General features: G+C 43.8%; 20 protein-coding genes and 1 other RNA gene. 9 read left to right on the forward strand and 12 right to left on the reverse strand.

Features of this window, described 5'->3' with window-relative positions:
- Positions 1-40: 40 nt before the first annotated feature.
- The 3 genes from ssrS to V7K53_RS31075 form a co-directional block, all read right to left on the reverse strand.
- Positions 41-224: non-coding RNA, 6S RNA (gene ssrS, locus V7K53_RS31065), on the reverse strand.
- 60 nt (positions 225-284) lie between these two features.
- Positions 285-1,451 (reverse strand): 5-(carboxyamino)imidazole ribonucleotide synthase, encoded by a 1,167-nt coding sequence (locus V7K53_RS31070; RefSeq protein WP_335201322.1) that lies wholly within the window; start codon positions 1,449-1,451, stop codon positions 285-287.
- A complete protein-coding gene (locus tag V7K53_RS31075; RefSeq protein ID WP_322688343.1) occupies positions 1,448-1,972 on the reverse strand; it encodes a pentapeptide repeat-containing protein in 525 nt (174 codons plus the stop codon). Before V7K53_RS31075 ends, V7K53_RS31070 begins: the two co-directional genes overlap by 4 nt.
- A 727-nt stretch (positions 1,973-2,699) precedes the next feature.
- Between V7K53_RS31075 and V7K53_RS31080 the strand changes: the two genes are divergently transcribed.
- The gene (locus tag V7K53_RS31080; RefSeq protein ID WP_335201324.1) at positions 2,700-3,023 is read left to right on the forward strand and encodes a hypothetical protein; all 324 of its coding nucleotides are present in this window, start codon (positions 2,700-2,702) and stop codon (positions 3,021-3,023) included.
- 304 nt (positions 3,024-3,327) lie between these two features.
- Here V7K53_RS31080 and V7K53_RS31085 read toward each other — a convergent pair whose 3' ends face one another.
- Positions 3,328-3,813, reverse strand: a complete 486-nt coding sequence (locus tag V7K53_RS31085) for a beta-lactamase hydrolase domain-containing protein (RefSeq protein WP_335201354.1) — start codon at positions 3,811-3,813, stop codon at positions 3,328-3,330.
- 479 nt (positions 3,814-4,292) lie between these two features.
- Between V7K53_RS31085 and V7K53_RS31090 the strand changes: the two genes are divergently transcribed.
- From V7K53_RS31090 to V7K53_RS31105, 4 genes are all read left to right on the forward strand, one after another.
- A complete protein-coding gene (locus V7K53_RS31090) occupies positions 4,293-4,799 on the forward strand; it encodes a GNAT family N-acetyltransferase (RefSeq protein ID WP_335201325.1) in 507 nt (168 codons plus the stop codon).
- A 113-nt stretch (positions 4,800-4,912) separates the two neighbouring features.
- Entirely contained in the window at positions 4,913-5,521 is a 609-nt protein-coding gene (locus V7K53_RS31095) for a TetR/AcrR family transcriptional regulator (protein WP_335185385.1), read from the forward strand.
- Between the two features lie 183 nt (positions 5,522-5,704).
- Positions 5,705-6,094 (forward strand): DUF120 domain-containing protein, encoded by a 390-nt coding sequence (locus tag V7K53_RS31100; protein ID WP_335185387.1) that lies wholly within the window; start codon positions 5,705-5,707, stop codon positions 6,092-6,094.
- Entirely contained in the window at positions 6,078-6,917 is an 840-nt protein-coding gene (locus V7K53_RS31105; RefSeq protein WP_335201327.1) for a class I SAM-dependent methyltransferase, read from the forward strand. The genes V7K53_RS31100 and V7K53_RS31105 overlap by 17 nt, the downstream gene beginning before the upstream one ends.
- On the opposite strand, the gene V7K53_RS31110 is transcribed toward V7K53_RS31105, so the two are convergent.
- The 8 genes from V7K53_RS31110 to V7K53_RS31145 all read right to left on the reverse strand — a co-directional run bounded on the left by V7K53_RS31110 (position 6,895) and on the right by V7K53_RS31145 (position 15,899).
- On the reverse strand, positions 6,895-7,620 hold the full coding sequence (locus V7K53_RS31110; protein ID WP_335201328.1) for a gamma-glutamylcyclotransferase: 726 nt from the start codon (positions 7,618-7,620) through the stop codon (positions 6,895-6,897). The genes V7K53_RS31105 and V7K53_RS31110 overlap by 23 nt on opposite strands.
- A gap of 52 nt (positions 7,621-7,672) precedes the next feature.
- Positions 7,673-9,139, reverse strand: a complete 1,467-nt coding sequence (xylB, locus tag V7K53_RS31115) for a xylulokinase (RefSeq protein WP_335201329.1) — start codon at positions 9,137-9,139, stop codon at positions 7,673-7,675.
- A gap of 155 nt (positions 9,140-9,294) precedes the next feature.
- Positions 9,295-9,678 (reverse strand): GNAT family N-acetyltransferase, encoded by a 384-nt coding sequence (locus V7K53_RS31120; RefSeq protein WP_335201330.1) that lies wholly within the window; start codon positions 9,676-9,678, stop codon positions 9,295-9,297.
- Between the two features lie 245 nt (positions 9,679-9,923).
- The gene (locus V7K53_RS31125) at positions 9,924-11,411 is read right to left on the reverse strand and encodes a mannitol dehydrogenase family protein (protein WP_335201331.1); all 1,488 of its coding nucleotides are present in this window, start codon (positions 11,409-11,411) and stop codon (positions 9,924-9,926) included.
- Entirely contained in the window at positions 11,368-12,525 is a 1,158-nt protein-coding gene (locus V7K53_RS31130; protein ID WP_335201333.1) for an ABC transporter ATP-binding protein, read from the reverse strand. Before V7K53_RS31130 ends, V7K53_RS31125 begins: the two co-directional genes overlap by 44 nt.
- A 101-nt stretch (positions 12,526-12,626) precedes the next feature.
- On the reverse strand, positions 12,627-13,448 hold the full coding sequence (locus tag V7K53_RS31135; RefSeq protein ID WP_322645705.1) for a carbohydrate ABC transporter permease: 822 nt from the start codon (positions 13,446-13,448) through the stop codon (positions 12,627-12,629).
- A gap of 1 nt (position 13,449) precedes the next feature.
- Positions 13,450-14,373: a carbohydrate ABC transporter permease gene (locus V7K53_RS31140; RefSeq protein ID WP_335201334.1), complete on the reverse strand. Its 924-nt coding sequence runs from the start codon at positions 14,371-14,373 to the stop codon at positions 13,450-13,452.
- A gap of 179 nt (positions 14,374-14,552) precedes the next feature.
- Positions 14,553-15,899: an ABC transporter substrate-binding protein gene (locus V7K53_RS31145; RefSeq protein ID WP_335201335.1), complete on the reverse strand. Its 1,347-nt coding sequence runs from the start codon at positions 15,897-15,899 to the stop codon at positions 14,553-14,555.
- Between the two features lie 148 nt (positions 15,900-16,047).
- On the opposite strand from V7K53_RS31145, the gene V7K53_RS31150 reads away from it, so the two are divergent.
- The 4 genes from V7K53_RS31150 to V7K53_RS31165 all read left to right on the forward strand — a co-directional run bounded on the left by V7K53_RS31150 (position 16,048) and on the right by V7K53_RS31165 (position 19,535).
- Complete coding sequence (locus V7K53_RS31150) at positions 16,048-16,851, forward strand: SDR family NAD(P)-dependent oxidoreductase (RefSeq protein WP_335201336.1); 804 nt, start codon at positions 16,048-16,050, stop codon at positions 16,849-16,851.
- Positions 16,852-16,948: 97 nt separating this feature from the next.
- A complete protein-coding gene (locus tag V7K53_RS31155; RefSeq protein WP_335201338.1) occupies positions 16,949-17,941 on the forward strand; it encodes a sugar-binding transcriptional regulator in 993 nt (330 codons plus the stop codon).
- Positions 17,942-18,346: 405 nt separating this feature from the next.
- Complete coding sequence (locus V7K53_RS31160) at positions 18,347-18,913, forward strand: hypothetical protein (protein WP_335201339.1); 567 nt, start codon at positions 18,347-18,349, stop codon at positions 18,911-18,913.
- A 46-nt stretch (positions 18,914-18,959) separates the two neighbouring features.
- Entirely contained in the window at positions 18,960-19,535 is a 576-nt protein-coding gene (locus V7K53_RS31165; RefSeq protein WP_335201341.1) for a hypothetical protein, read from the forward strand.
- The last annotated feature ends 89 nt before the right edge of the window (positions 19,536-19,624 follow it).

Here is a 19,624-nt window from a genome sequence, read left to right on the forward strand (position 1 = left end):
AGCTCCCAAATTCTAACTGACTTTGGGAGCTAATAATTTTAAGTTCACCGCGACGCCGTTTTACCTAAGTTTATGACCTGGGTTTATCCAGGTGGGAACCTAAATTCCTCGTTTAAAGTTTCCGGGTACATGCCCGGTATACTGCCACGAGAACAGTTGACTCCCTTGTCATTAAAGGCATAGATCAAAAAACTTGATGGCAGTCACCAACGTCGTAGTGCAACTCACTCATTATAGCTTTTCAAAAGATGTTGTGTGTTCAATATCGAAACTTTCCGATCTATTTACCTGGGATACCAGATAGATTCTATGCTGTGAGCGATGTTGTTGGCGTATGCACCTGCCAATTCTGTATCGTGATTATCCAGTAAAACAGTAACATGCCCTAACTTCCGCCCAGGACGTGATTCTGTCTTCCCATACCAGTGAACGTGCGCCTGGGGAATTTCTGCTATTTGTTGACGCTGGCTTTGGTAGTCGCTGTGAGAATTTTCATACCCCAGTAGGTTAACCATTACAGCACCTGCGCACTGCAAAGCTGGATTTCCTAAAGGGAAACCACAAACTGCTCTCAGGTGCTGCTCAAACTGCGAAGTTTCACAAGCGTCAAGAGAAAAATGCCCAGAATTGTGGGTACGGGGTGCAATTTCATTTACCAAAACTTTGCCATCAGCCCTGAGAAATAGCTCAATTCCAAAAATGCCCACTACTTCTAAGCTATTTAATAGAGTATGTGCGATCGCTTGGATTTCTGCTACTTGATTAGGCGTAATCTCGGCTGGTGCAATCACCCGCCGACACACTTGTTGTTCTTGTTGGGTTTCCACTACTGGGTAAGTGACAATTTCTCCCTCCACAGAACGAGCTGCAATTATTGCTAGTTCTCTTTCAAAGGGGACAAATTCTTCTAACAAGAAAAGTGATTGATTTAAAGTCTTTGTTGTGCTTTCATGACTTAGCTTTTGCTCTAAAGTAGCAAAATCCTGAATTATGAAAGTACCTTGACCATCATAACCATGACGGCGAGATTTCAAAACTACTGGAAAACCTAGATATTCTATTTTTGATTTGAGATTTTCCACCTCGTCAAGGGCGAAAAATTGAGGAACTGGTAATCCCAAGTCGCGTAAATAGCAACGTTGATGATATTTATCTAAAAGAGGAGCTAAAGCTTCTAATTTTGGGCGAAAACAAACACCTTGCTGTGCTAAACCAGATAAAGCATTCAGGTTAACAAATTCGTTTTCAAAGGTGATAACATCGCATTTTTGAGCTAATATTTCCGTAGCACTTGCATCATCAACTGGCGCGAAAATAGTTTCCTGAGCTATTGACACAGCCGGGTCGTGAACGCTTGGAGTTTGTACTATTAATTCTACTCCTAGCTTCTGTGCTGCATCCGCCATCATCCAGGCTAGTTGTCCGCCACCAATTACACCAACACGCTTCATTGACATCCTAAAGAATCACGAGTTTGCACGCCTGTTTTGGAATTCACACCACTGGCTTTTTCGCACAGTTCTTTGATTTGCGCTCTATCCAAAATTGCATCTGTAAAATCTGCACCGTCTATATTTACATCATTAAATATGGCGCGGAGCAAAAGAGCTTCTTTGAAAACTGCATCGCTCAAATCTGCCTTAGTCAAGTTTACCTGATCGACCATTGCATTCGTTAAATCTGCTCCGTGGAGATTTGCTTTTGTCATCACCGAAGCGCTCATGACTGCTCCCCGTAAGTCAGCGTTTGTAAAGTTAGCCAATTCCATATTGGCGTTAGAAAACTCCGCAGCTTGCAAACTCTGTCCAGAAAAATCACGTCTTGATAGCTCTGCATTGCTAAATGACAGTGGATGAGTCCAGTCTACTGCCACTGCTGGATCGGCCACACACCAGATAATAATTCCGAGAAGGAATGCTAGTGTTTGCCGCCAAAAGATATTGAGAGCCAATTTAGTGTATAATTCCCGCATTTTATTACCGCATTTGAATATTAGCAAGACTGGATCGTACTAATTGAGACTCCGAGCCTTGCTACTGGACTTGGAAAACGTGTATTTCCGTTGCTTAATATTTTGTAACGCAAAAAGAGCATAAACTTCTTACTTTAGCAAAATTCTCCTTGCTACTTGAGGTAGAGAGGGGCAATCTGCAGATCGCACTAAAATTAGATATCAAAACAATAATTACTAAATAGCGATCGCAATGACTAAGTATAAATTGTTTCTCACATCAAGCAAGCTTTAGCAAAATAGAGACGGGCAGCATAAGCTGTCGCTCTTGATGAAAATAAAACTTGAAATTCCTAACTCTTAAGGAATAATTTAGCTGAATAAAGCAATGTCTACTATGACCTATGCTTGTTGACTTAATTTACAATTCTTCATCTGTGGATTTAAATTTTCAACAGATAAAAACTTTTTTAAGCAGTAATACTCACGGAGTTATTTACAATTCTTGACTTTCTATTTTGCAAGTAAAGTTTGTTGTCTTTTAAATTCAACAGCCCCTATGAACTGTTAGTCTTTTAATTAATGAAAGCAAGGTTTGAGTCGTAATTAGATGCGTCTCAATTGCTTAACAAAGCTTAAAGCTCGATAATTAGCGTTAATTTTATAGCGATTAGTTAGTTCTTCAGGAATCTCCCAGAGTTTACATTCACCAAGCACACAACTTTCACAAACCGAACTCCGAAACCCGATGATGAATCATTACTCACTTCAATGGATTGAAGCATGGTGCCAAGAAAATGGCTGGACAGATTTATTTGTTGAGCGACGTAACAACTTCTGGGCTTTCCCTCCGGGTGGGGTAATGCCAGAGCCAATTCCAGTTCATGTTCTCAGATTGATTAAAGCCGAAAAAGGACTGACCTTGGAAGAACGATTGTGGTCAATGTCCGCAGTAGTTGGCACAATCCTAGCTGTTCTTTTTACCTTTTGGTTTCAGTCGCCAATGCCATTAGTTTTAGCTTTCGCTTTTAATGCTGTTACGGTGGCTCAATTTGAACTTGAAGATGCCTAAATTTTTATGTTGGGCTTTGCTATTAAAAACTGCTCTTGTCTACTTTCAGCAAGAGCAGTTTTTAATTTTTAAGAAGAAAGAATTCAGGAGTCAAAAGCCAGAATTCTCCAATTGAATTCTGTGCGACTCGTTACCCCTGCAAAGAAAAAAACTATGCGCAGCGTCTCATAGAGCGTCTTGATTCTGACGCCAAGCCGTAGAGCTTTTTTTGCTTTGCTCCTGAATTCTGAATTCTTCTTCAATGATTTGTATAGCAGCCTTCTAGTCTATTAGGACATAACAATTAGAAATAACTAACATCCATTTAAGAGCAGCTAGCAGGTAAAGCTACCTTCGCGTGTTTGTGAACGTAGTCCACAAATAATTGCTTCAATCGGGGACTAACGCCAGCGTGTTCAAAGAATCCAAAGCCGAGATTTCTTGCTTTTGCTAAAGTTTCCTCTGGCGTTAATCCTTCTTGGATAGCGATACTCAACAGCGCAATTCCAGTCGATCGCATCCCGGCGGCACAATGCACAACTGCTGGTTTCGGGATTTGTTCGAGTGTGGTGAGGATTTTGGTAATCACCTCTTCATTCAAATTTTTGAGATCCACCTTAAGTGGAACATTTTGATAATACAGCCCCAATGCTTCCGCTACTTTTTGCTCATCCTTAGAAAATCCTAGTTCATCAGGCGATCGCAGATTCAGAACAGACTTAAAACCCTCTTGAATAGCTTGCTCAAGCTGTTTCGGTATGACTTGTCCTGTTGTTGTCAAGTTTTCGTTAATTTGTATGGCGTTGATCACATTCACTCCTTCTAACTTTCTAATGTCTTCCAGCTTGCTAAATACTCTAAAAGAAAAAGCTTTGAGAAGATATTCAAAATAAACACAACAAAATTAGCCAAATATCACAAGATATTGCTTGATTACTTCAAAATTTGTCTTTTGAAGTTGGTTATTTTATTGCTTTATCCATAATATACGGTTTATCGATAGTATTAGTGGTGATTAAAGCTTATTATACTTTGTGCCGATAAAATTACCGTAGATTATATTTCAAGAGTTATACTATTGGGCAAGTTGGGAGAGCAATTGGATTGAGATTTTCGCGAACAAGGGTATAAATAGAACAATTCTTCTTTTTCAACTGGGTAAATGACCCAGAACTAAAGTTTTCATTCATACTGCTTTCCTCGTGCCCCCTGCCTGGTTGTTGAGCGTAGTCGAAACACTGCCCCTTGCCCCCTGCCTACTCTTGTAATCTGAATGCCAGCCCTGAACCTATGAGCGCTAACGAAATATCTCTTCGACCTGCCCAAGAAACAGATGCGTGGGTGCTGAGTGCAATTCATATTGCTGCTATCAAAGCTCTACCTGCAACTTTCTACACCCAAAAAGAACTTTTAGCTTGGCGCAATTCCCGCGATAAACCTGATGGTTCAAATATCTTGAAGAGTATGAAAACCGAATCTTTCTGGGTTGCGATCGAGGGAGATGTTGTTATCGGTTTTGCTAGTTTCATTGTTGATGAACTCATCGGGCTGTATGTCCATCCTAAATATCAAGGTAAAGGGGTTGGCCGTGCTTTAGTTCAACATTTTTGCGATGAAGCAACTGAGCAAGGCATAGATAAGGTAACTACAACTGCTAGCCTTTATGCTGAAGGGTTTTATTTACGACTGGGATTTACGGCCATCCAAAAAGCACCTCATTATTTAAGAAGTGGGATATTTGTTCCAGTTACTAAAATGAGTAAAACATTAGCTATTATTGCATCGAAATCAATTTGAAAAGGTAAATATTTTCAATAATTTTAAAAATGTTGGCATCAATACTATTTTCCCTAAATTACGACCACTTTTTCTACATAATCTATGATGAAAGTAAGTACTTGCCAGCATAAATGCATAAAACTATCCGTTCATCAACTCTCACCCGTACACGTTTGATAGAAGCCGCCTTGCAGGTATTTGCTAATTTAGGTGTTCAAGGAGCAACTACCCGTGAAATAGCTCGTGTTGCTGGTGTGAATGAGGTGACTTTATTTCGCCACTTTGCTAGCAAAGAACAACTTCTGGGAGAAGTAATGAAAAATGCCTTGGCACTCCAGACAGAAGCCCTTGCACACCCCGAAGCGTGGACACAGGATCTCAAAATTGATTTAAAACAGTATGCCCATCTTTACAATACTATGCTAGAGACACAGGAGGACTTAATTCGTACCTTCATTGGAGAAGCCAAACGTCATCCAGAGGCAGCTAAACAAGTTATTCAAGAAGCTGCCAAGCCCTTAGGGGAAAAACTGGTAGCTTACCTGCAATCGAGTCAGAAACGAGGCACTGTCAGAGCAGACCTCGATCCATTTCCGGCTGTCGATATGTTTACAGGAATGCTATTGGCTGGAATGCTATGCCGCAGTGCAAAATTCAATTCCAGCAACTATAGCTGTGAGGACTATATCGAAACCTGTGTAGATATTTTTGTGCGCGGTATCAGTACCACTCCGCTTTAAGGTTGATACAAATAAGCAACAAGGGAGCAGGCTTGCCGTGACTTGTACTGAGCGTAGTCGAAGTAGCGTAGCCGAACGGGAGAAAGGGGAAAGAATTGGAGACAAATTATTGTTTCTGAATTTTGAATTATTCTTTAAGTTCAACCGATATAAATACTAGCTTATTTATATACATAAAGATATATGAGAATCTTAAAAGGTAAGGTTGTCAGTGGTTTAGGAAACTTTTCTTATTGGATTGAGAAACTCCAAGAATATTACTTGACAAAAACCGGAATGAAATTCTTCCCTGGAACTTTAAATATTCAGTTAGATCGACCTTACCATCTCCCGAAAAATATTATGCGTCTGGAAAAGGAAGAATATGGAGGGACTGTTTCTGTGAGCATTGTTCCCTGTAAGATATTTGGCAGAGATGCTTTTATCTTAAGAACAGACAAAAATAATACCGAAAGTGGAGATCATCCAAAAACAATTATTGAGATAGCTTGCGATGTGAAACTTCGGGAGCTATATAACCTTAAAGATAATGATTTGATTGAAGTTGAGATTCACGATGTCAGATTTATCTGAATTAAACAATCTACTTGGAGATGAAGCGTTAATCCATTACGCGAGTGGTCGGGAGCAAGACCGGTTATCAAAAGGTGCAGGTTTGCTGGAATTAGCCCGAAGCCAAGAACTTATTAGCCGCTACCTACCGCCTCCTCCCGCAGTGATTTTCGATGTTGGCGGTGGCGCTGGCGTTTATTCTTTTTGGCTTGCTCAACAAGGCTATGAAGTCCACCTCATTGATGCGGTTCCTTTGCACATAGAGCAAGCCCGACATTTGTCTCAAGCTCAACCGGAATATCCTTTAGCTAGTTTGGCAGTTGGAGATGCTCGGCAACTCAATCGGGCGGATAATAGCGTTGATGCTGTTCTGTTACTTGGGCCTTTGTATCATCTGACTGAGCGCACAGATCGGATTATTGCTTTGCGTGAAGCTCATCGGATCTTAAAAACTGGAGGTTTTGTTTTCGCTGCGGGAGTTTCTCGTTTTGCTTCAACCTTAGATGGATTATTTGGCGGACATTTAGACGATCCAGAGTTTGTAGAGATTGTTAAACAGGATTTGATTGATGGTCAACACCGCAACCCAAACAACCATCCTCGTTACTTTACAAAAACCTTCTTTCATCATCCAGAAGAACTCAGAGCAGAGGTTGAAGAAGCGGGTTTACATTCTGACAAGATTTTAGCGATTGAAGGGCCAGGCTGGTTATTACAAAACTTTCAGGAACACTGGAATGATGTAGGTCGCCGCGATCGCCTTTTAGAAGCAATTCGTTGGTTAGAAACCGAACCTTCTATACTGGGGACGAGCGCTCACATCATGGCTGTTGCCCGGAAATAGGCGGTAAAGTAGAGCGATCGCCACTAACTAAAAGCGCTTGTTGTTTTGCCAACACTTGTTTATGTAATAAAAGTAATTGTCTATCTTTAATGCCTTCTGCCATCAATCCCTCCACTGTTTTCATCAGATAATCAGCGCAGGAACCCAATTTTCCCGATGCGGTGGCAATGCTATTAACAGTAGTTGTTAATGGTATTTGATGAGCGTACCTGGGATGTTGGCGATTAGCAACAAAAGCGATCGCTGGGAATTCCTGCGTACCGTCAAATACCTTCACCCAACGAGCAATATAGACACCACCCAACATCTCCCGTCGCCAAATCAGCAGTAATTCAGATGGGACATCAGCAGCCGCAATGCGATAAATAACCCCACGACAGCTACCACCCCGATCGAGTCCTAAGAGTAATCCAGGATTATTTGGAGTACCACGACCGAGGATCATCCATGTGCAGAAGCGCCGATGCCAACCATAAACGATCCCAGCACGGCGCTCGACGTATGCGATCAGGGGATTCCAAATCAGCGAACCGTAGGCAAATATCCAGATATCAGAATTTGGTGGCTGCTGTTGTAGTGTTGTATCAAGCGATCGCTGTAACTCATCTTCGCTGAGGGTAGTTAGCTTGATTCCAGAGTGTGATGCTTCTAATAGTCTCGTCTGTATGTTTCCGGCTTCGAGGTCGCTACGACTGAGTGACATAATGTAGATTATTTTTTCTGTAAATCTTCAGTAATTCAGGGTAACTGAATTCTCAACGAACAGCTTTCAATGTATCGTAAAGTAGCTTGTAGCGGTTAAATCCTGCTTTATACAAAGGATTTGGCTGCGGTTGTACTACATTAGTATCCTGCGATAAAATCTTGAGTGCAGCTTCTAAATTCGCGTAAACACCAATCCCCACCATTGCCAAAATAGCTGCTCCATAAGCAGCTCCTTCTTCAGCTTTGGGAGCAATGAGTTTGGTTTGCAAAACATCTGCCAAAATTTGTAACCAGATGTGAGAACGTGCGCCTCCACCTGTTGCTAAGAGTTGATCGAGGGGAGCGATCGCACTAATTACCTCCAATGCTGACCGCAAGCTAAATGCAACCCCTTCCAGGACAGCGCGAGTTATATCTGCTTGTGTATGAGCTAATGACAAATTCACGAAAGCACCACGAGTATCTGGATCGAGGTGGGGACTGCGTTCTCCTGAAAGGTGGGGTAGAAATAGAACACCACGTGCCCCAGGCTGCGATCGCTCTGCCATATCCATCAAATCGGTGTAGGATATCTGCGGGGCAAATGTATCTCGATACCAACGCAAAGAACCACCTGCTGCTAACGTCACTCCTAGCAGATGATAGCCACCATCCACATGACAGAATAAATGTACCCGACCTTCGGGATCGGGAATTGGGCGATCGCACGGTGCAAATATCACTCCCGATGTGCCAATGCTCAAACTACCCCGGCTCAGGTTGCTTGATGAGATGCCTAAACCGATAGCTGCTGCGGCATTATCACCTCCACCTGCGACCACAGGTAATCCTACAGGTAATCCTACGCGGGCGGCTATTTCTGATTTTAACCGTCCAGCGATCGCAGTAGATTCGATTACCGGAGGGAATAACGCGGGGCTGATATCGAGAGTATGGAGAATATCTGTATCCCATTGCCGATTCGCCAGATTCAGACAGCCGACACCAGAGGCATCAGATGGTTCCGTTACTGCTTCGCCCGTTAGCACATATCCCAGATAATCTTTTGGTAAAAGAATCTGCCATAACCGAGTGTATGCTTGTGGTTCTTCAGTCCGCAACCATAGAAGCTTCGGCAGTTGAAAGCCTGTAATTGCCGGATTTCCAGTGCGCTGGATCAACTCCTGACGAGGAATAGCGGCTTCAATCTCAACAACAGCTTTACTTGTGCGCTGATCGTTCCATAAAATTGCCGGTCTAATCGCTTTGCCATCCGCGTCGAGAGGAACCATACCATGCATTTGTCCAGATAAACCGAGGGCAATTGGTCGATGTCCGTTTAGCTGTTGAGTAACATCGAAGAGAGCATCAAAACTTGCTTCCACCCAATCTGATGAGTTCTGTTCCGTCCAACCGGGTTGTGGAGTTAACAGGGGATAGCTTCTGGTTGACTGAGCGATAATTTGCCCTTGCAGATTAACTGCGATCGCTCTTACTCCTCCTGTACCCAAGTCTAAGCCAACTACGATGTCGCTCAATTGCCCCTCCAAATCCTTTATCGTGAACTAGTAGTCTGCCAAACCAAAATTGTTAGGTGAGGGCTGGGAAAAGGGTAAAGGTTAAAGGGTAAAGGAATAACACTTTTTCCCTTTTCCCTTGCCCCTTTACCCCGCCAAGGAAACTTGGCGAAATACTAGCCCAACTTCTTAAAGTACCTGGCGACTGGGAACAGCCTAAAACCTAGCTTTTCATAGGTACAACGTGCCGGTGCATGACCTGGATCGCCTCCGGTTTCAACCATAGCAACGGACATCCCAGCAACTTGCATCCAATCAAGAGCGAATTCCATCAAAGCGGTGCCAATACCTTGACGTTGATAGTCTGGATCGACGGCAACCATATAGATTTCTCCCATGCTGCTCTCGGAGTGGAGTTTCACGGCTACAAAGCCCAGGATTGAACCGGAGTCGATGGCAACCCACACCTTTGTGTCCGCAGCAGTACAGACTCCTTCGACAGCATGAATTTGGCTTACACGCCAATCGGGATAGAATGAACGGTACACGTCAAGATCCATCACTTTCTCAAGCGAATCAAAAACCGGAGTCCATGCCCGAATTGAAAGGCTCTTGATGGCATCAAGGTGACTATCTTCGTATGGTTCAATTCGCATTTCGGTATGGACTCCACTTATAATCCAATACGGTTCAGTTAAGAAATTTATCCGTTGAGGCAGGGGGAGCAGGAGATGCTGGCGTTGCAGGGGAGGAGAAAAAAGCTTATCCCAAGCGTATAGACTTATAATCGAAAATCGGTTTTTTCTTAAAATCGGGCTAGTGTTTCTTTAGCTCCAAACTCATACAATCGGTGTAAATGGTTCGTAACTGCATCAACAAAAAGCGGTGACTGGGACAAATCGCCAAAAATCTCAGTTAAATTAAGCAATGGTTTGGCATCGCTGCCACTGGAATGAGCTAGTTGAGTCAGAGTACCTGCTATTGGGTCATCAATGGGAATGGTGTTACCTTGGTCATCGTTTCCATTGAGGTAACGGAACCAAGCAGCAACCGTTAGGCTCATGTAATCAATCGCCCCTCCTTGATGCAGCGCGTCACGGACTGAGCCTAAAACAAATTTTGGCATTTTGGCGGAGCTATTCAAGCAAAGACGCGGGAGTTGATCTCGAATCTTGGGATTGGCAAAGCGTTCAATTAATGTCTTTTTGTAATTATCTAAATCAATCCCCGGTACAGGTTGGAGTGTGGGTGTAACTTCTGCCATCAAATTATCAACAGCTTGGCGAATTAATGGATCTGCCATGACTTCATGAACGTATGTATAACCTGCCAAGGAGCCAAGATAGCCAATCAACAAGTGACTGGCGTTGAGCAACCGGATTTTCATCATCTCGTAGGGATGAACATCGCTAGTCATCTGAACGCCAACGGATTCCCAATCCGGTCTACCTGCGCTGAAATTGTCTTCGACTACCCACTGAAGAAACGGTTCGGCAACAACTGGAAAGGCATCATCAATGTTAAACTGTCCCGCCACCATTTTGATATCTGCTGGGGTTGTGGCGGGGGTAATGCGATCGACCATGCAGTTAGGAAAAGCTACCTGTTCGGCAACCCAATGTCCCAATTCTGGGTTCTGCATTTGGGCAAATGCGGTTAACATTTTGCGGGCAATGTTACCGTTGCCTTGCAGATTGTCGCATGATAACACGGTGAACGGTGCTATTCCTTGTTGACGGCGGCGATTAAGGGCTGCTGTCAAAAAGCCATATACTCCAATTGGCTCGTCGGGATGCTGCAAATCGTACTGGATTGTCGGGTGATTGGTATCGAATTCACCGCTACCTTCAATATAGTAGTAGCCACCTTCGGTAATAGTGAGGGTGACGATGCGGCATTTGGGATCTGCTAAGGTGTCAATCACAGCTTGGCGGTTATCTGGGGCAAACAGATATTCTGTAATTGCACCAATTACACGAGCGCGATCGCCTGCTGGGGATCTTTCAACTAAAGTATATAAACAATCTTGATACTTCAGTGCATCCCGCATTCGTTTATCAAATTCTAGTAGCCCAACCCCGCAAATTCCCCATTCACTACCGGGATTTTGATGAAAGTAATTATCCAGGTATAAAGCCTGATGTGCGCGATGGAACCCACCCACACTGATATGGACAATACCGTTAGTAATTTGATGGCGATCGTAATTGGGTACGCGAACGTTATTTCCTAAATGAGACAGAGAAGCTTCATTCAGCTTGATTGCTGAGTCTGTGCTGATATTGCTGTTCATGGGATTCATTCTGGGTTAGGTGGTGACGATGAACTTTAGGGATGGCTTCACCGTCGCGATCGAACAAATGGCAAAGCTCACCATTAATGTAAATCGGAACATAATCGTGCATGTTGGCTGGATTATCTCCGTCTGTTTGCACAACTATGGTTTCGCCACCCGCAATTTTGATGTAGAGAAAGGTTTCTCCGCCTAATCGTTCTACGACTAATACTTCACCATTCACGCTTGTGTTGTTTTGATCGAGCCGCAGATGTTCGGGACGAATCCCTAATGTTGCTCTATCCCCAACTGAGAGGGTTTTGGGTTTCACCGGAATCGTTACGGTTGCGTCGCCAGGGAGTCTGACTGTTGCCCCAGAGTCATTGACGGCTGAAACTGTCACCGAAATAAAGTTCATTTTCGGTGAACCAATAAATCCGGCAACGAATAGATTGCGGGGATGATGGTACAGTTCCAGGGGAGAACCCATTTGTTCGATGATGCCGCCCTGCAACACCACAATCTTGTCGGCAAGGGTCATTGCCTCAACTTGATCGTGGGTAACATAAATCATCGTGGCTTGTAAGCTATCGTGTAAACTGGCAAGCTCAATCCGCATCTGCACCCGCAAAGAAGCATCCAGGTTGGACAGTGGCTCATCAAACAAAAATACTTTGGGATTACGCACCAAAGCACGACCGATCGCCACGCGTTGCCGTTGTCCTCCCGATAGTTCTTTGGGCTTCCGGTTCAAGAGTGGCTCCAGTTGCAGGATACGAGCTACTTCACGCGCCCTTTCATAACGCTGGGCTTTCTGCATACCCGCAAGTCGGAGGCTAAAGGCCATATTTTCTGCCACTGTCATGTGGGGATATAAGGCATAAGTTTGAAACACCATTGCTAAACCACGTTTATCGGGTGGCACATCATTGACTTTTTGTCCATCAATGAGTAAATCGCCGGAGGAAATTTCTTCTAGTCCAGCAATCATGCGGAGTAAGGTTGATTTTCCACAGCCGGAGGGGCCGACGAAGACAACAAATTCGCGATCGCCCACGTCGAGATCGATACCTTTGATGATCTCTGTGTCGGCGTAGGTTTTATGGATATTTCTTAAAGCAACTGTTGACATAAAATGTTTCCATTAACGGGTTTAAGTTTTTCTCACGCACAGACGTAGAGGTGCAACGAGGAACACAAGAGTTTGTTTTAATACCTCCTGCCTCCTGCCTCCTACTTCACCGCACCAAAAGTCAGACCTCGGACTAATTGCCGTTGACTCAGCCAACCGAAGATGAGGATGGGTGCGATCGCTAGTGTTGATGCTGCCGAAAGTTTTGCCCAGAATAATCCTTGAGGGCTGGAAAAAGAAGCAATAAAGGCTGTAAGTGGGGCGGCATCTGCCGTTGTCAAGTTCAAGCTCCAAAATGCTTCGTTCCATGACAAAATAATCGAAAGCAAGGCAGTGGATGCAATTCCGGGTACTGCCAATGGCAACAACACATGCACAAGTTCTTGCTGTGTGGTTGCTCCATCCATGCGATCGGCTTCGAGAATTTCTTTGGGAACTTCTTTGAAGAAGCTGTAAATCATCCAGACGACGATTGGCAAATTAATCAGAGTATAAATAATAATCAAACCGATGTGAGTATCCAGCAATCCGGCGTTGCGACACAAAATGTAGATTGGCACTAGCACACCAACGGGTGGCAGCATTTTGGTGGACAGCATCCAGAGTAAAGTGCCCTTGGTGCGTTTGGTTGGGAAAAATGCCATTGCGTAGGCGGCAGGTACGGCAAGCAGCAGCGCAACTATAGTCGATCCAAGGGAAATCGCTACGCTATTAAACGCATAATTGAAATAATTTGCCCGGTCTTGGATGGCAATATAATTCTCCAATGTCGGGCGGAAAAACAACTGCGGAGGAGTAGATACTGCTGCTACTTCAGTTTTGAAACTGGTGAGAAACATCCAGAAAATTGGAAAAAACAATATGCAGGCAGCAAGCCAGCCGAGCAATGTCCATAGCCAAATCTTCGAGGTTTTACGTGCCATGTTAAGTATCCAAATTACGAGCAACACTACGCATCAAAAAGATTGCCACGATGTTGGCAAGGATTACGGCAATTAATCCACCGGCTGAAGCACCGCCGACATCGAATTCCAGCAAGGCTTTTAAGAAGATGTAATAAGCTAGATTAGTGGTTGCAAGTCCCGGCCCGCCGCCTGTGGTAACAAAGATTTCGGCAAAGATGGTCAGGAAGAAAATTGTCTCAATCATGGCAACCACAGAAATGGCGCGGCTTAAATGCGGTAGCATGACGAAACGAAATAGAGCGATCGCATTTGCGCCATCCATCCGCGCAGCTTCTAACTGGTCGCGATCGAGTGACTGAATAGCTGTCAACAAAATCAACAAAGCAAAAGGCAGCCATTCCCAGGAAACAATAATAATGATGGCAAGCAAGGGAACGCTAGCAAACCAATCGATCGCCCTTAAACCCAAACCTCTAGTAATTTGAGCAAACAGTCCATTCACTGGATGCATCAGCATATTTTTCCAGATCAGGGCGCTAACTGTGGGCATAACAAAAAATGGGGAGATTGCTAGTACCCGCGCCACTCCACGACCATAAAAGTCTTGGTCAAAGAGAATTGCTAGGAGTGTCCCTAGACCAATTGTGATTACTAAAACGGAAACAACTAAAACTATTGTGATAGCGATCGATGTCCATAAAGCTGAATCACTGAGGATGAAAGTGAAATTTTCAATCCCAATGAATTTGCGTGCATCTGGATTCAGCAAGTTATAACGCTGAAAGGAAAACCATATAGTCATCACCAGAGGCACAATCATCCACAGCAGTAGGACAACGACCGAAGGCGCAACCAGAGGTAAGGTTGACACTTGCCGCGTAGTCCGTTGCTTGGTGGGTGGTGGCGTTTCGTGTTGAGGTTTTACCGCTAATGAAGAAGACATAATCTAATAGAATTTTAGATTTTGGATTTTGGATTTTAGATTGTGAAAGTTTTGTGGGTGAGATTGGCTCCGAATTTATCTTGACTCTGTGTTCTCTGCGCCTCTGCGGTTAAATTAATTATTTTTTCACCACAGAGACACAGAGAGAAAAGTACAGATTTTATCGCTAACCCCTCTTTTCATTCGATATAACCCGTGTGTTTCATGAAACGTTCAGTCGATTTCTGCGATCGCTGCAACGCTTGATCTACTGAAGTCCGATTGGTCAACGCCGCTGCCAAGGTTTGCCCAACTGAAGAACCAATCGCCTGAAATTCTGGAATATCCACATATTGAACTCCCTTATAAGGAGTTGGTTGTGCAGATGGACGGGTAACATCGGCAGATTGGATTGCTGCCAGCACTATTTCTGCAAAGGGTGCAGCTTTTTGATAGTTGGGATTTTCATAAGTAGAAGTCCGAGTTCCTGGTGGTACAGCAACCCAGCCATTTTCCTTAGCAACCAGTTGAATGTATTCCTTTGATGTTGCCCAAGCAACGAATTTTTGCGCGGCTTCGGGTGATTTTGAGGTTTTTGGCACCGCTAACGCCCAAGCCCAAAGCCAGTTTGAACCGTTGGGATATTTTTCAATTGGCGCACGAGCGAAGCCAACTTTGTTATAAACTTGGGATTCTTTGGGATTGGATAACAATCCTGCGGCAACGGTTGCATCTACCCACATACCGCATTTACCCGTTGAGAATAACGCCAGATTCTCATTAAATCCATTAGAACTGGCTCCTGGCGGCCCATATTTGTTAAGCAGATCGACATAAAAGGCGATCGCCTCTTTCCAAGCTAGAGTATTGATCGTTGGTTGCCACTTCATATCAAACCACTGTCCACCATAGGTATTAACCAATGTGGAAACAAATGCGACGTTTTCACCCCAACCGGGTTTTCCGCGCAGACAAACTCCATAAACCCCATGCGCTGGATCGTGGATTTTGCTTGCCCATTCTCTCATTTGGGGATAAGTTGGCTGTTGAGGAACCGCAATCCCGGCTTTTTCAAACAAATCTTTGCGGTAGTACAGCATGGAACTTTCCCCATAGAATGGCACGGCATAGAGTTTGCCGTTATTGGAAAGTCCTTCTCGTATGGGTTTGAGCAGGTCATTTACGTCATAGTTTGCGCCTAAATCCAAGGGTCTTAACCAATCCCGTCTAGCCCAGATTGGTGTTTCATAGGAACCAATGGTCATGACATCAAACTGCCCACCTTGGCTTGCAACATCTGTAGTTGTGCGTTGGCGTAACACATTTTCTTCCAGCACAACCCACCGGAGTTGAATATCAGGATTAGCTTCTTCAAATTTGCGAGAAAGCCCTTGCATCACCACCATGTCGCCATTATTAACAGTGGCGATCGTTAGTTTAGTTTTCTCTGCGGCTTGGGAGCGTGGTGAGCAAGCATATACTAATTGCGCCAGCATCACTCCAGCGAGAAATGCAGCTAGTACTTTAGCGAAGCGGCGAATACGCATCGCATAACTCCTTTAAATTAAAAAACCGAACGAAATAAATTTTTGATTTTATGCTCTAATTTTGGGCAAAAGCTCAATAATAGAAATCATACCAATCTGATTTCCATCACGGTCATTTGCAACAATTCTTCAATAAGAGGTTGAATCTATGACGGCAAAAGCAACTTATCAGTTTGCAGGTAAGACGATCCTAATTACGGGTGGTGCAGGAGATATTGGCAAGGCAACTGCACACCGTTTTGCTGCCAATGGTGCAGGAATAGCCCTGCTAGATTTGAATGAACCGAAGATGGCAGATGTGGCTGGGGAACTAAAAAGTTACAACGTTCCAGTTGGCACGTTTCGCTGTGATGTTACAGCTAGTGATGATGTTGTCAAAGCTTTTACTAATGCTGTAAAGCAGTTTGGGCGGATCGACTATGTATTTAATAATGCAGGTTATCAAGGAGTGTTTGCTAAGACTGACGAATATCCTGAAGACGACTTTCAAAAGGTAATTAACATTAACGTTGTCGGCGTTTTTCATATTCTCAAGGCGGCTGCACAGCAACTACGCGATGCAGGTGGAGGTGCGATCGTCAATATGGCGAGTTATGCAGGGGTAGTTGGGCCGCCGAATATGTTGGCTTATGCCGCTTCTAAGTTTGCTGTCATTGGAATTACTCAAACGGCAGCGAAAGACTTAGCTCCCTACGGCATTCGGGTGAATGCACTCTCCCCTGCGTTGATTGGCCCTGGTTTTATGTGGACGCGGCAAACAGAATTACAAGCAGCAGTGGGATCGCAATACTTTGATGCCGATCCCAAGGTGGTTGAGCAACAGATGATCGATTCAGTGCCAATGCGACGTTTAGGAAGCCTGGAAGAAGTGGCAAATGGAGTGGCGTTTTTGATGAGTGAAGAAGCAAGCTACATTACTGGGTTTAACTTGGAGGTGACTGGAGGAGAATAGAATTTTAAAAATGATTGAGCAAAGATTATATCTTTGGGCATATACTCGAAAAATACAATCATGCTTTTGATAGATACATAGTTTTTGCAGGTAGTATATGGGACAACCTTTTTTAGAGCGGCGCGATGCCAGCAAAGCTGGCTTGCCCCTTCGGGGGCGCAAATTAGACTTGGCTGCTCATGCTGCTTGGCTCTATTACATCGCCGGCAATACGCAAGAAGAAATTGCCGCCAAACTCAATGTGTCCCGGCAAGCTGCACAACGCTTAGTGGCACTGGCAGTTAGTGAAAAATTGATTAAATTTCGACTCGATCATCCCCTGAGTGAATGCATTGTTTTGGCTGAGTCGTTACGCGATCGCTTTGCTCTGTCACTTTGTGAAGTAGTACCAACTGACGCAGGTAGTGGTGATACATTATACGGTATTGGTGTATGTGCTGCCACCCACTTAGAGGCTTACCTGATGGCTAAAACCCCGACCATACTAGCTTTGTCATCAGGTCGCACATTGCGAACAATGGTAGAGCAGATCCCCTCAATGAACCAACCCCAGCATAAGATTGTTTCAATTATTGGGAATATGTCTCATTCTGGGCGTGCAGGTCGTCACGAAGTGGTTATGCATTTATCCGATCGCGTCGGTTCCCAAGCTTACCCAGTGCCGACTCCGGTTGTGGCGACTAGCATTGAAGAACGAGAACTTTTGCAAACTCAGCGATCGTTTCTCGCCGTCAAAACTCTTGCAGAGCAAGCCAAAGTAACCTTTGTCGGAATTAGTCACATTGCCTGGAATGCTCCGTTACATCAAGACGGCTTCATCAATGACGATGAGGTGGCTGAATTAATTGAACTGGGAGCAGTTGGAGAAATTGCAGGTTGGGCTTACAGCGATAGTGGAGTATTGCTGCAACAGGGGACAAACAGTCGAGTTGCCAGTGTAGCTCTCGAACAACCAGCTCATCGACTAATTATTGGTGTGGCGGGCAGCGTGAGAAAGGCTGAGGCGATTTTGGCTGCTCTGCATGGCAAGTTAATTACAGGACTGATTACCGATGAAGCTGCTGCCCAAGCGATTCTTTCTAAGATTTAGTAAGTACTAAGTTAGATAGTTTATGGTAAGTTTTGGGTCGTAAAATTACCTTTAACTAATTCGTAATGATGCTCTATATTAAACGCTACACGTAGCTTGTTTCCCCATAGGTATACGACCATCAATAAGAGATTAATGTCATAAACATTTTATCAATAAACAGAAGGCAAAGAACAAAAAAAGGCGATCGCACTATCCTGGAATTTTTTCTTGGCAAGATACTGAATTCAATTCGTAAATTAATAAAACTTGTTACCAGTTTTCAAAGGTGCGATGGCGTACCCGCCCGCCATAGGCTATCGTACTTCCACAATCAACCAATAAACGACAGTAGACTTTCAGTGAAAATATGCTTGTTACCAAGTTTAATAAGTGCAATTATGTACCTTGTCATAGGCGATCGCTATGTTCGATGATTTATTCAACAATCTGAAAGGTTTTATTGACTCTAAAATTCAAGAAGTCGGTAACGATCTGCAAAAACGCTTCGGCGTTCCCGAACCCGCAGAGCCATTTATGCTGATTCGTCAATTCACACCTGCCGATTCCACTGTGACAAAGGGAGGTATTGCAATTGTCGGAGAAAGTTGGCAAATTGAAGCTTATGACGATAATACTCAGCGTTTTCTAACTAATAGTACAGATCCTTTGCGAAATGTCATCTTGTTTGAAGTTTCAGAACCCGATGTCCAAGAGTGTGTTTTTGCTTGTCAATTTAATGCGAAAGCACTAAACACAGAAAAACCAATTAAAGTTAGTTTAGGTTGGCGGAGAACGGGACAATGGGGCGGAAGTGTCACAACTTCATGGGCTACAGAAGTTTTACTAACGGAAGATTTTCAGTCTTATGAAGCGCGTGCCCATTTTAAAAAAGAAGCAGATGCTGCCACAGTTCAAATCAGTGTGCAATTTGAGAGTAGTGGCATTCTTCAAATTAGAGATATTGAATTGTTGCAAGCGCCTGTAAAGTAACAATCATGAGCAATACCTGAAATTTGAGTAATTAGTAAGCTACGCTATGTTTGACGAGCTATTCAACAATCTGACAAATTTTATTCTCTCTAAAGCTCAGGAAGCCCTTAAGGAACTGGAAAAACCCCTCGCTATTCCCGAACCCGCAGAGCCATTTGTGCTGATTCGTCGATTCACACCTGCCGATTCCACGGTGACAAAGGGATGCATTGCAATTGTCGGAGAGAGTTGGCAAATTGAAGCTTATGACGATAATACTCAGCGCTTTCTAACTAATAGTACAGATCCTTTGCGAAAAGTCATCTTGTTTGAAGTTGCAGAACCCGATGCCCAAGAGTGTGTTCTTGCTTGTCAATTTAATGCGAAAGCGCTGAACACAGAAGAATCAATTGCAGTAAGTTTGGGTGTAGGTAGACCAAAAGAATCGGGCGAAATGAGAACAACTTCATGGGGTAGGGGAGTTTCACAAACGGAAAATTTTAAGCCTTACAAAGTGTGTGCCTATTTTAAAAAAGAAGCGAATGCTGCCACAATTCAAATTGGTGTGCAATTTGAGAGTAGTGGTATTCTTCAAATTAAAGATATTGAGTTGCTGCAAGCCCCCGTCAAGTTGGAATCATGAGCATCTGAGTTTAAAATCATAATTATATTACTTTGTCGAGATAGTTTTGAGGGTTTGTAGTAAGCACTAAAGTGCTAAGAAAATAAGGA

Origin of the sequence: Nostoc sp., from assembly GCF_036917355.1 — a bacterium.
Lineage (GTDB): Bacteria > Cyanobacteriota > Cyanobacteriia > Cyanobacteriales > Nostocaceae > Nostoc.